The organism is Neobacillus sp. SAB-20_R2A (assembly GCF_049568635.1).
GTDB classification, from domain to species: Bacteria; Bacillota; Bacilli; order Bacillales; family Cytobacillaceae; genus Neobacillus; species Neobacillus citreus.
Genome location: NZ_CP145895.1, coordinates 574,838 through 587,500, shown reverse-complemented (window position 1 = coordinate 587,500; position 12,663 = coordinate 574,838). Strand labels below are relative to the sequence as shown.

6 protein-coding genes and 2 rRNA genes (1 of these 8 running past the window's edge) are annotated in these 12,663 nt (G+C 42.7%); 2 read left to right on the top strand and 6 right to left on the bottom strand.

The genetic code is table 11. The features are described 5' to 3' along the window. Positions 1–1,095: ribosomal RNA gene (locus tag V5M37_RS02835) — 23S ribosomal RNA — on the bottom strand (it extends 1,840 nt beyond the left edge of the window). A 195-nt stretch (positions 1,096–1,290) separates the two neighbouring features. Beyond that, positions 1,291–2,840 (bottom strand): 16S ribosomal RNA (locus V5M37_RS02830). Together the 16S and 23S rRNA genes form the textbook arrangement of a ribosomal RNA operon. Positions 2,841–3,329: 489 nt before the next feature. On the opposite strand from V5M37_RS02830, the gene V5M37_RS02825 reads away from it, so the two are divergent. After that, complete coding sequence (locus V5M37_RS02825; protein ID WP_423800671.1) at positions 3,330–3,791, top strand: CoxG family protein; 462 nt, start codon at positions 3,330–3,332, stop codon at positions 3,789–3,791. A 761-nt stretch (positions 3,792–4,552) separates the two neighbouring features. Here V5M37_RS02825 and V5M37_RS02820 read toward each other — a convergent pair. From V5M37_RS02820 to V5M37_RS02805, 4 genes are all read right to left on the bottom strand, one after another. After that, positions 4,553–5,833: an MFS transporter gene (locus V5M37_RS02820; RefSeq protein WP_423800670.1), complete on the bottom strand. Its 1,281-nt coding sequence runs from the start codon at positions 5,831–5,833 to the stop codon at positions 4,553–4,555. A gap of 125 nt (positions 5,834–5,958) precedes the next feature. Next, entirely contained in the window at positions 5,959–6,810 is an 852-nt protein-coding gene (locus tag V5M37_RS02815; RefSeq protein WP_423800669.1) for a creatininase family protein, read from the bottom strand. Between the two features lie 37 nt (positions 6,811–6,847). Then, the gene (locus V5M37_RS02810; RefSeq protein WP_423800668.1) at positions 6,848–8,212 is read right to left on the bottom strand and encodes an MFS transporter; all 1,365 of its coding nucleotides are present in this window, start codon (positions 8,210–8,212) and stop codon (positions 6,848–6,850) included. Between the two features lie 188 nt (positions 8,213–8,400). Beyond that, positions 8,401–9,153 carry a helix-turn-helix transcriptional regulator gene (locus V5M37_RS02805; RefSeq protein WP_423800667.1) on the bottom strand — a complete coding sequence of 251 codons (753 nt, stop codon included), beginning with the start codon at positions 9,151–9,153 and terminating at the stop codon, positions 8,401–8,403. Between the two features lie 420 nt (positions 9,154–9,573). On the opposite strand from V5M37_RS02805, the gene V5M37_RS02800 reads away from it, so the two are divergent. After that, positions 9,574–12,606, top strand: a complete 3,033-nt coding sequence (locus V5M37_RS02800) for an efflux RND transporter permease subunit (RefSeq protein ID WP_423800666.1) — start codon at positions 9,574–9,576, stop codon at positions 12,604–12,606. The last annotated feature ends 57 nt before the right edge of the window (positions 12,607–12,663 follow it).

Here is a 12,663-nt window from a genome sequence, read left to right as displayed (position 1 = left end):
TCTAAGCAACTCCACATCCTTTTCCACTTAACGTATACTTTGGGACCTTAGCTGGTGGTCTGGGCTGTTTCCCTTTTGACTACGGATCTTATCACTCGCAGTCTGACTCCCACGGATAAGTCATTGGCATTCGGAGTTTGTCTGAATTCGGTAACCCGATGAGGGCCCCTAGTCCAAACAGTGCTCTACCTCCAAGACTCTAACTACGTGAGGCTAGCCCTAAAGCTATTTCGGAGAGAACCAGCTATCTCCAAGTTCGATTGGAATTTCTCCGCTACCCACACCTCATCCCCGCACTTTTCAACGTGCGTGGGTTCGGGCCTCCATCCAGTGTTACCTGGACTTCACCCTGGACATGGGTAGATCACCTGGTTTCGGGTCTACGACTACATACTAATTCGCCCTATTCAGACTCGCTTTCGCTGCGGCTCCGTCTCTTCAACTTAACCTCGCATGCAATCGTAACTCGCCGGTTCATTCTACAAAAGGCACGCCATCACCCATGAACGGGCTCTGACTACTTGTAGGCACACGGTTTCAGGATCTCTTTCACTCCCCTTCCGGGGTGCTTTTCACCTTTCCCTCACGGTACTGGTTCACTATCGGTCACTAGGGAGTATTTAGCCTTGGGAGATGGTCCTCCCTGCTTCCGACCGGATTTCACGTGTCCGGCCGTACTCAGGATCCACTCAGGAGGGAACGAAGTTTCAACTACAGGGCTTTTACCTTCTATGGCTGGCCTTTCCAGACCGCTTCATCTACCCCGTTCCTTTGTAACTCCATGTTGAGTGTCCTACAACCCCGAAAGGCAAGCCTTTCGGTTTGGGCTGTTCCCGTTTCGCTCGCCGCTACTCAGGGAATCGCGTTTGCTTTCTCTTCCTCCGGGTACTTAGATGTTTCAGTTCCCCGGGTCTGCCTTCAATACCCTATGTATTCAGGTAAAGATACTGCTCCATTACGAACAGTGGGTTTCCCCATTCGGAAATCTCCGGATCGGCGCTTACTTACAGCTCCCCGAAGCATATCGGTGTTAGTCCCGTCCTTCATCGGCTCCTAGTGCCAAGGCATTCACCGTGCGCCCTTTCTAACTTAACCTAAAAGGTTTTACTTACTCTTAAAAATAAGAGAGAAAAACTAAAATGGCGATTACTCGGTTCTTACTTGGTTACTTCTTCTATACGATTATCTAGTTTTCAAAGAACGAAAGTTTTGAGAGATTGTTCTCTCAAAACTAAACAAACAAGAAACAGTCAACTTCTTATCAGTCCATAAGGACTGCATTATCCTTAGAAAGGAGGTGATCCAGCCGCACCTTCCGATACGGCTACCTTGTTACGACTTCACCCCAATCATCTGTCCCACCTTAGGCGGCTGGCTCCTTACGGTTACCCCACCGACTTCGGGTGTTACAAACTCTCGTGGTGTGACGGGCGGTGTGTACAAGGCCCGGGAACGTATTCACCGCGGCATGCTGATCCGCGATTACTAGCGATTCCGGCTTCATGCAGGCGAGTTGCAGCCTGCAATCCGAACTGAGAATGGTTTTATGGGATTGGCTCCACCTCGCGGCTTCGCTGCCCTTTGTACCATCCATTGTAGCACGTGTGTAGCCCAGGTCATAAGGGGCATGATGATTTGACGTCATCCCCACCTTCCTCCGGTTTGTCACCGGCAGTCACCTTAGAGTGCCCAACTGAATGCTGGCAACTAAGATCAAGGGTTGCGCTCGTTGCGGGACTTAACCCAACATCTCACGACACGAGCTGACGACAACCATGCACCACCTGTCACTCTGTCCCCCGAAGGGGAAATTCCTATCTCTAGGAGTGTCAGAGGATGTCAAGACCTGGTAAGGTTCTTCGCGTTGCTTCGAATTAAACCACATGCTCCACCGCTTGTGCGGGCCCCCGTCAATTCCTTTGAGTTTCAGCCTTGCGGCCGTACTCCCCAGGCGGAGTGCTTAATGCGTTAGCTGCAGCACTAAAGGGCGGAAACCCTCTAACACTTAGCACTCATCGTTTACGGCGTGGACTACCAGGGTATCTAATCCTGTTTGCTCCCCACGCTTTCGCGCCTCAGCGTCAGTTACAGACCAGAAAGCCGCCTTCGCCACTGGTGTTCCTCCACATCTCTACGCATTTCACCGCTACACGTGGAATTCCGCTTTCCTCTTCTGCACTCAAGTCCCCCAGTTTCCAATGACCCTCCACGGTTGAGCCGTGGGCTTTCACATCAGACTTAAAGGACCGCCTGCGCGCGCTTTACGCCCAATAATTCCGGACAACGCTTGCCACCTACGTATTACCGCGGCTGCTGGCACGTAGTTAGCCGTGGCTTTCTGGTCAGGTACCGTCAAGGTACCGGCAGTTACTCCGATACTTGTTCTTCCCTGACAACAGAGCTTTACGACCCGAAGGCCTTCATCGCTCACGCGGCGTTGCTCCATCAGACTTTCGTCCATTGTGGAAGATTCCCTACTGCTGCCTCCCGTAGGAGTCTGGGCCGTGTCTCAGTCCCAGTGTGGCCGATCACCCTCTCAGGTCGGCTACGCATCGTCGCCTTGGTGAGCCGTTACCTCACCAACTAGCTAATGCGCCGCGGGCCCATCTGTAAGTGTCAGCCGAAACCGACTTTCAACCTTCCCTCATGCGAGGGAAGAAATTATCCGGTATTAGCTCCGGTTTCCCGAAGTTATCCCAGTCTTACAGGCAGGTTGCCCACGTGTTACTCACCCGTCCGCCGCTAATCACCGGGAGCAAGCTCCCAGTGATTCGCTCGACTTGCATGTATTAGGCACGCCGCCAGCGTTCGTCCTGAGCCAGGATCAAACTCTCCAATAAAGTTGAGTTGATTAGCTCAAAAATGTTACGTTGGCTCATGTTTTCTATTTAATAGAAGAAACATGATCATTATTGTTTGTTGACGTTTTTGTTTGTTTAGTTTTCAAAGAACAATTTATTAGAGACAGATTTATAATATACCATCTCTTTCCGAACTAGTCAACTGCTTTTTTCAAAAGGCAGCAACCCGGTTCAGCAACAGTAATTAATATTACCGCAATGATCTTTAAATGTCAACTATTTTTTTGAGATAAAATGTTTTTCGTCATATCTCTTAGCGACAAACGTAATATTACTAGATTATTTTTAACACGTCAACATGTTTTTTTGTTTTTTTAAAGTTAATCCCCAAACATGACACCGCATTCTTATAGAATTAAAAGTTACGGTACATATCCTTCGCCCAAGCTGTAAGGGACAAATCTCCCTTTAATTTACGGAACATATAATAAGAAGATCTTATTAATGTAACGGAAAGAAGGTAAATGAATGCCTACCGGAATGCATCAAGTTGAGGTGGATGTACCGATCAATCAGGTTTGGAATTTTGTTAAGGATATGGATAATTGGGCTCCTCTTATCCCTGGATATATTCAACATCGGAAATTTACGAACCGTCAGTCGACTTGGGAGTTTAATAGTAACATAGGATTCATAAAGAAAAAGATCAGTCTGATGGTCACCATAAAAGAATGGATTGAACCAACAAAGATAACTTTTCAGTTAAAGGGGGTAAATGAAGGACTTTCTGGTGAAGGATATTTCCTAGCAGAGGCGGTAGATGCAAATAAAACGAAGATAACCGGCTTTCTTGAACTCACTGCCGGCGGTGCAATGGGTCCGGTAGTTAATGCGATCTTAAAGTCTCAGCTTCCTAAAGTAACGAAGGATATGGTTACTGCAATCGCTACTAAATTGGAGCAGCTTAATACCAATGTATCTCGAGTTTAGCCCCTAAAAAGGGACAGTCCCCTGTTTTGTTTAATTTAAGCGGTCTGTCCCATTACTTAGCCATCCCCCAACTTCCAACAAAGTCCCACATTTATTTTTTTAATTAAACGTTTGATTAATTGCAATGAAATGCTAATAAAAATAGGCTTTCCATTGGGTTTTATAACTAAAAACATTGTCGTTTACACAAACGTTTAATTAAATTTGTACATAACTCAAGTCAAGCGGGAAACTGGCATCTTTTTAGGGCAAAATAATTGCAGAATGAACAAGAAAATAACCGAAGAATTCATATCCCACCGCCATCATCGCTCATGACCTCAACTGCGATTGTCAATCTTCGCCAGATTTCCCTACTAGAAATCTATACAAACGTTTGGTTAAAAACTCTGACATGCGTGTTATGATTGGGCAGGACCTTAGAAGCTTCTAAAATATTTGTCAGTTACTCAAACGTTTGATTGAATTCACAAAAACATTGCTGTTTAAGGAAGTTGCTTAATTAGCATATTAAAAAATTGCAGATTTTTGCCGACGGGAAAATAAATAGACAAAATGCTGCAGAAGAGCCGTCCGACGCTGCTGAAATCACTTCATAAGAGGCAGATAAAAGATTCCCCCACAGGCTTGCTTATTGTCTCCAATAAAAATATGAAGTCCATTTTCCATCTTGCCCTGTACCGTTTTGGTCTTCATTGACCTTAGGATGGTCCATTCAGAAGAGATTTTTCAACTTCGACTCAGCCATTTTTGTATCTTAATCAGGTTTGATTTTTTCTCAGTGATCCTCGATCCGTCCCCTTGCCACATTCCTTAAGCACCATCACTCCAATCAAGCCAAATAGGGAGAAGATGACTGGTGTGATGAAACCATAGTGGTAACCGGCGCTTAAACTGCCTGAAGCGGTCTGAAAGTGATCTAAGACATTTCCAAAGATACTTGGCAGCAATACGGCACTCAAGAATCCACCTGTATTCGCAAATCCGGAGGCAAGGCCGGATTCCATGATCGGAAAAGATTGACGAACGGCAGCAAACGTTAAGGCATTTGCCCCATATGCAAGACCAATAACAAAGAAAAGCATCGTTAACAAGAAATTGGGAGGATTCCCTTTAAATAAAAGAAAGGTAGACCAACACAATATTAGAATGATATGGACAACCACATAAGGTCGTTTAATCATCTCTAGCCGGCTTGAAATCCAGCCAGATAAAGGAGCACCAATCAGTGCCCCGACCAGACCAATCAAAATAAGCTGGCTTGCCTCTGAACGTGTCATTCCATACATATCCATCCCATAGGGCACTGCCCATGAACCGATAAATCCTACATACGTTCCGACAATCCCAAAGTGACATAAGAATAAAGCCCATGCCTGGCGATTCGAAACAATTCTTCTCAGTAAAACCAACGTTTTCTCACGTTGGGTCTCATCTTTTTTAATTATTGTTTTATTAGAAAGGACTTGTTTTGGCTTTTTGACGAGCACAAAATAAAGGAAAATGCCACATAGACATAATAATAGGCCTGTTGAAAAAAACGCAGCTCTCCAACCAATCAGGTCAATCCATAAGGAGAATGGAACTGTCGCCAACAGAAAACCAAGACTCCCCGTCATTGCCGCTACACCGATTAAGCGGGTAAATTCCTTCGCACTAAACCATTGGCTCAAGATTAACACCATATTGACCCAGATGGTCGCATCTCCCATCCCCGTAAGGATTCTGGCAAAAAACAAGACAAATTCATGGGTGCCGAGACTATAAATGATGGTACCGAGACCCGTAAGGATCGCACCGATAATGAGAAAAAAATTGGGACCAAATCGGTCAGCCATAATCCCCATCGGAATTTGCAAACCCGTGTATACAAAAAATTGAATGCTTGCCAGTAACCCAATCGTTGTTGCTGTTACATGAAAATCCCTCATTATTTGGTCCGTAATCAATCCCGGTGCAGTTCGCTGGCTTGACATTATTAAATAAGTAAACAGTACGGAAGCAAATACAACCCATCTAAATCGGTTATTTTGTTTGTCCAATGTATCTACCTCTGTGAACTTTTACTTTATATATATGGTTTTTCTGGCGGCGGTAGAAACTAGTTTTTGAAAAAAAACGACTCCTATATTAGGAATCGCTTTTTGAAGATCTCATTTATTGAAATTCATACCTTTCCGCCTGGCAAATGTGCACCGTATTTAGGAAGAATGGTTTCCTTTGTGTAATCATCGACTTGACGAAGGGTTTCAACGATAGCCGGCATATCCAATGCTTTTACAAGTTCATTAATCGCTTGAACACCCGCAGCGGCATGCTCTTCTCTTTCCTCAGCTGTTTTTAAAAGCGGCGTAGCCATATGATCAGATGGCTCAAAGAAATATGAGCCCACTGCTCCGGATTGATACGCATACTTTCCTAATGTATTCCCTGGATTCTTATTCATCCCTGCTAACATATGCTGCACATCATAAGTCACAGAAGGAGATTCAGGCATATTCAATGGAACATCTTCTAATCTTCCTAACATTTTATAAGCACCTATCGTCATATCATGGAATGCATCCATTAGATTGAGATTGGCTGCCTCTGCTGCTTTTAATACGTCCATATACAGGGCAGGCACTTTTGTTTCATCAAAGAAATCACGAACCATGCCGCTTACGGTCAGATACGCCGGACCATGACTGGTGATATAAATTTGTCGTCTAAAGCCTTGATTCAGCAATGACTTTGCAATTTTATCTAAATAAGCCATTCCGTCTTTTACGGTCATTTGAATGGTTCCCCGGCCGACAATCGTTCCGCCTGGGAAGAAATAAGGTAAGTTGTGCAATACAAGCCCATCCGATTCTTCTGCCATTTTTAAAGCGATGGCTTCCGCAAGAACCGTTTCTGAATCCAGCGGTAACGCTCCATGTGTTTCCGTCACTCCAACAGGAACAAAAATGATATCATTTCTATTTAAATATTCTTCGACTTCCCCATTTGTCAGTTTTGAAAGGAATCTAGTACGCATATAAATCTCTTCTTTCTTGAAATTTCTATAAAACTTATTAAACTGCTCTTCTTTCTTTTAATAGAGCATACATTTCATTTGTTCTCTTTTCATTGAGGTTATAGATCATACCTACACCAATCAGCATTATAATGAATGCAGCGATTGGCATGCCGGTGTACATTTTTAATACACCTTCTGCTACTGCCGGTGATTGAGATTTTGCCCCGGAAACGAAGCCTACCCAGCCTAATGCATAACTGCCAAGAGCGGAGCCTAAACCCATCCCTACTTTACGAGCAAAGGAATATAAGGAATAAAGTGTTCCTTCGTAATGTTTTCCTGTTTGAAGCTCTGCATAGTCGATGCAATCTGTTACAAGAGCCCAAACAACCATAACGAAGACAATCGAACCGATTGTAGCAAGGTTATATAAAACCATGAACACATATACATTTTGAATTGTAACCAATGTCAATATGGCTGTTGCAACTAAACTGAAGATCGCTGTAGCTATGACTAAATTTCTTTTATTAAACTTTACAACCAGTTTAGGAACTATCACGAATAACACGAGCGTAACACCAATGCTAATAAATGAGTTGATAGCGAAAGCGCCTGGCATCCCATAACGTTCCGCAAAAACAATTGGAGCTACTTGGCTTACACCATTGATCATAAGAAGTGAACCTATTGATGCAACCATCATTCCGATTAACGGTCTATTTTTAATCGCTACCTTAAAGGCATCCTTAAAACTGTAATCGGAATTGGCTCCGGTCGTATGATCATCACGAATACGTTCTGTTGATAATTTTACAAGTCCTGTATAAGCTAATACCGATAAAATACTAAATACAATGGCAATTTGAAAGAATGCGTCTGGAACTACAGCCTTAGATTTATCATAGATAAACATTGGAACGAAGGATAAGAATCCAACTCCAACAACCATACCGCCAATCGCACGGGCACGAGATAATTTTGTGCGTTCAACAGGATCATTTGTAATAACAGATGCTAGCGAGCCATAAGGGATTGAGTCAGCTGTATAAGCAACACAGAAGAATAAATAAACGAATACTACCCAAATATGAGTTGCTGCGGATCCCCAACTGGATACGTTTGCAAAAGCTAATAGACAGGAAGCTGCTAAAATCCATTTTGATATATTAATATACGGCAAGAATTTGTCGCCAGATTTGCCTAATTTCCAACGGTCAGGAAGAGTCCCCATAATCACATTACAAATGGCATCAAAGAATTTTCCCAACAAAAACATCGTTCCCATAAAGTAAGGGCTTACACCTAATACATAGGTACAGAAGATTAAGAAAAAACCGCCTATATATAAGTTAACAAAACTCCCCCCAATATCCCCTAGCGCATATCCAACCTGGTCTCTTACTCCAAACTTTTTCATATAAAACCCCCATTTTTTCTTGTAGATTTTGCAAACGTTTAATTTATTTCTTGAAATTAAGTATATATCTGATTTTGAAAACGTTTTTATATTATAGTTGCATCCTTTTATAGTATAATTGCAAAATTTTCTGTTTTTAAAAAGTCCTAGAACGCAGAAAATAAGCGCATGAAATACTCACGCGCCCCTCATTTCTTTTTCAGCTTTTTAAATTCGACTGGGGTGATTCCTTCTACCTCTTTAAAAAATTTGGAGAAATATTGGGGGTTGCTGAAGCCAACCATGATGGCAATTTCCGTCATCGAGAGATTTGAGTTTAGGATGAGCTCCTTCGCTTCCTTCATTCTTCTCAAATTCCGGTAAGTACTAATCGTTATGCCTTTTTCTTTTTTAAACGCCCGCATTAAATGTGAGGGATGAACATGTATTTTTCGGGCTATTTCCTCCATTGAAATATCCTCTGCAAAGTTCATCTCTATATAGTTTTCTGCTTTCTCTACAATTGTTAAGCTGCCACTATTTGATTTTCGGATTTTAGGGTCGGAATACTCTTTTATCATATATAAATGAATCTGATCCAGTTTCGAAATGGTTTCGGCATGCTCAATCATAATGGCATACTTTTCAGAGATAAAGTGGCATTGCCATGGACTTAATCCGCCTTTTTCGGCTGCATAACTATAGAGGGTATTGTGGGACAATAGAATATTTTTATAGGATCGCATTTTATTATTTGGGACTCTGTTTAGAAGGTTAAATTGGTCATCACTTAACTTCAAAAATGGATCCTTTTCAAAGTCAGTCATCAACTCCTGATCACCCATTTGTATTCTATAGAGTAATTTTTCCCTCAACTTATGGCCGGCTTCAATGTATTCAGGTGTAAGTCCATTTCGATTAATATTTGGATTTGGGGTATCAGGTTGCAGATGATCGTTCATTAAAATTCCCTGCCTTACACATTTGGCTTATCCACCTATTATATTATTTTTTGCTACTATCTTGCATTTAATTTAGGGACTTCGTCTAACTATTCCCTTCTGCAACCGTTTTTCAATGACATCAGTGTTATTAGCTGCAAAAAAAATCCTAATCTTTGTCAAGGAGACCCATAAAAAATGATGCACAAGAACCGTCCCCATGCCTCATTAATGACGAAAGTCACATAGATTTATTGACTTTGGTTACTACATTGGAAATGCCCTGTGGCCCTATAATCAAGAGTGTTAAATACAAACTGCCAGCTGAATCGTCCTCTAAGGTTATTTTTTTGTAAATTTATGAAAATGGACTATTCAGAATGTGGCAGAAAAGGTATAATTTACCTGTTTGTAATACTTTTGTACTAGGGGGTACATATTATGACTTGGTTTACCAAGTGGGCGTTACGGAATAAGGCTGCATTAGCTTTTTCTGTCGTTGCCTCAATGATTTTTGGTATTTTCAGTTACACTACGATTCCAATGGAGCTGATGCCATCTGCTGATCAGCCATACGTTACGATTTCAGTCGTCGGAAACGGCGTCGATGCCGTCAGCATGGATGAACAGGTCACACAGCCAATTGAAAAAGCCATAAACGGCGTCAAAGGAAAACAAAATGTGGTCGCACAAACCGGGAATAACTTTACCCAGTTGACCGTCACCTTTGAATCCAGCATTGATATCAAAGAGGCAAAACAGCAAATACAAGAAAGAATTTCGATGGTCAATCTCCCCAATGGAGTCATGAAACCATATGTAGTCAACCTCAACACATCTGAAATTCCAATTGTAGAATTAGGCCTCACCTTCGATAAGGAAGTTGGCAATACTGAGCTAAATCTCGTAGAAAATGAGATTATGCCAATGTTCCAAGACCTAAAAGGTATCGGTAACGTCATCGTAAACGGCGGGAAAAATCAACAGGTAATGATTAAAGTCGATCCAGAAAAATTAGCCGCTGCTGGGTTCCCGCTTGAAAAACTTTATACTCTTCTTCAAGGAAAAAATGCATCCGTCGCAATGGGCGAGCAAACGCTAAATAACGAAGCAACAAGCATTATCGTAACAGGCAAATTAGAAACGCTTGACGATCTCAAAAACATCCAATTAATCGGTAACATTAAACTGCAGGATGTTGCCGATATTACCATGCAAAAAGATACCCAAAGCATCACCCATTTGAACGGGAAGAATTTCATTGACGTCGTTATTCAGAAGGATTCCACCTCCAATGCTGTAACCCTTGGGCAAGATGTCCAAGACACGGTTAAAAAAATCAATCAAGACTACAAGGGAACGCTCCAAGCAACGATTGTAATGAATTTGGGCGATACCGTTCTTGATTCCATCAATTCGATGACAAGAGAAGTATTGACTGGAGCCTTATTTGCAACGCTGATTATCTGGTTATTCCTGCGCAGTTTCCGGATGACCCTGATCACGATTGTCAGTATTCCGCTGTCACTTTGCATTACGATGATTCTACTTTCTTTCTTTGGCGTTACCTTAAACATCCTCACGCTCGGAGGTATTGCGGTATCAGTCGGACGGCTAGTGGATGACAGTATCGTGGTAGTAGAAAATATTTACCGAAGGAAAAAAGATAATGAATTAACCCCCGCTTTTCTAATCGAAGCGGTAAAAGAAGTGGGAGCAGCGATTACGTCTTCCACTCTCACAACGGTGGCCGTATTCCTTCCAATGCTGATTGTTTCTGGAGGCTTACGTGATATTGTTGCCCCGTTCGCCATTACAATCACTTGTTCATTACTGGCTTCACTGCTTGTTTCACTGACAGTGGTTCCAGCACTCAGCGGCCGGATGATGTCAAAGGTAAAGATGAAAGAACACAAGCAGAATTCCTTCTACCCATCACTGTTGAAATGGTCGCTTAACCATAAATGGCTGCCAATCACAATAGCCGTACTCGTTGTGGTCGGGTCTGTCGGGTTATTTGTGAGCATGCCTAAAGGGTCTGTCGATCAGAAGGATTCCGCCTATATAGAAATCGGTCTTCGCTATCAAAACGGAACTCCATTTAGTGAAATGGAAGACGGGGTTGAGAAAATGGAGAACATTCTTGCGGATAAAGAAGGGGTAAAAACCCATATTACAATCGCGGGAGTCAATGAGGACGCTGCCCAATATGGCAATCTGCAGGATGCAAATATGGTACGTTTTATGGTTTTTCCTAAAGAGGGAACCGATTCCGCCAAATTTGTGAAAGACATCCGAAAAACAAAAGATCAGTTCCCAGATGCGGAGCTTACAGCTGACACCGCTGGATTAATGGGAACCAACAAAACGACTGTTTCCATTGATGTCATCGGAAAAAATGATGATGACATTAAAAAAGCCGCTGATAAGGTGAAGGAAAAAATCAGCAGCATTGATGGTGTCCTAAAAGTAGAAAGCAACGATCAAAATACAAAGCCAACCGTAACCATTCAGGTAGATTCAAAAGTAGCAAATGCGCAGGAAATCTCCCAATCAATTTATGCGATGCTTCAGCCTGCTGTCATTGGAAGCATCAAAATAGACGGACGGACCACTGCCGTAAAATTAGGACCACTAAAAGAGATTCAAACGCCAGACGATTTGAAAAATCTTCAGCTAATGTCACCAAATGGACCTGTTACTTTATCCAGCATTGCGAAGGTTGAAGAAAGCAAGGAGCAAGGCACGATCTTTACGAAAGACGGACATCATTATCTTCAAGTCACGGCTCAAGTCAATCCGGACAAAATGGTGGACGTAGCCGGCAAAATACAGCAGCAGCTTGTAACTTGGAGCAAAGATAATACCTTTGCCAAAGGAACTAGCGCCGAACTTACCGGTTCATCTATGCAGTCATCCGACCAATTAGGCGAACTCGCCAAACTGGCCATGTTCTCCATTGGAATCGTGTTTATGATTTTACTTGTGACCTTAAAGTCGTTCCGGGCAAGCATCGCTATCTTGATTTCGCTGCCGCTTGCAGCAATTGGTTCGCTATTAGGGCTGGTTGTTACCAACTCCAGCATTAATATTTCTTCTGGTATCGGAATGCTGATGCTCGTCGGAATTGTGGTAACGAATGCGATCGTGCTGGTTGACCGAATCCGTCATAACGAGGAAAGAATGAGTATCCGCGAAGCGATTATGGAAGCTGGAACTGTGCGTTTACGGCCGATTCTAATGACCGCACTTGCTACGGTATTCGCCATGCTGCCACTCTTGTTTGCACATGAATCAGCCATGAGCCTAAACCTTGTTTCCAAAGGACTTGCCGTCGTAGTTATTTTCGGACTCATCGTGTCCACCCTGCTGACACTGATCGTCATTCCGACATTCTATGAACTATTCCACTTCCGGAAAGCTAAGAAACAAAGACTGCAGGCTAATCAGGTAGAAGGTACTATAAGTCAATAATGAAGCACGGGGACGGTTCTCATGCATCAGTTTTTTGTTCTTTGGACAAAAATGATG

Coding starts and splice junctions, on each gene's coding strand:
- V5M37_RS02825 (WP_423800671.1), top strand. CDS start 3,330: ATGCCTACCGGAATGCATCAAGTTGAGGTGGATGTACCGATCAATCAG.
- V5M37_RS02800 (WP_423800666.1), top strand. CDS start 9,574: ATGACTTGGTTTACCAAGTGGGCGTTACGGAATAAGGCTGCATTAGCT.
- V5M37_RS02815 (WP_423800669.1), bottom strand. CDS start 6,810: ATGCGTACTAGATTCCTTTCAAAACTGACAAATGGGGAAGTCGAAGAA.
- V5M37_RS02810 (WP_423800668.1), bottom strand. CDS start 8,212: ATGAAAAAGTTTGGAGTAAGAGACCAGGTTGGATATGCGCTAGGGGAT.
- V5M37_RS02805 (WP_423800667.1), bottom strand. CDS start 9,153: ATGAACGATCATCTGCAACCTGATACCCCAAATCCAAATATTAATCGA.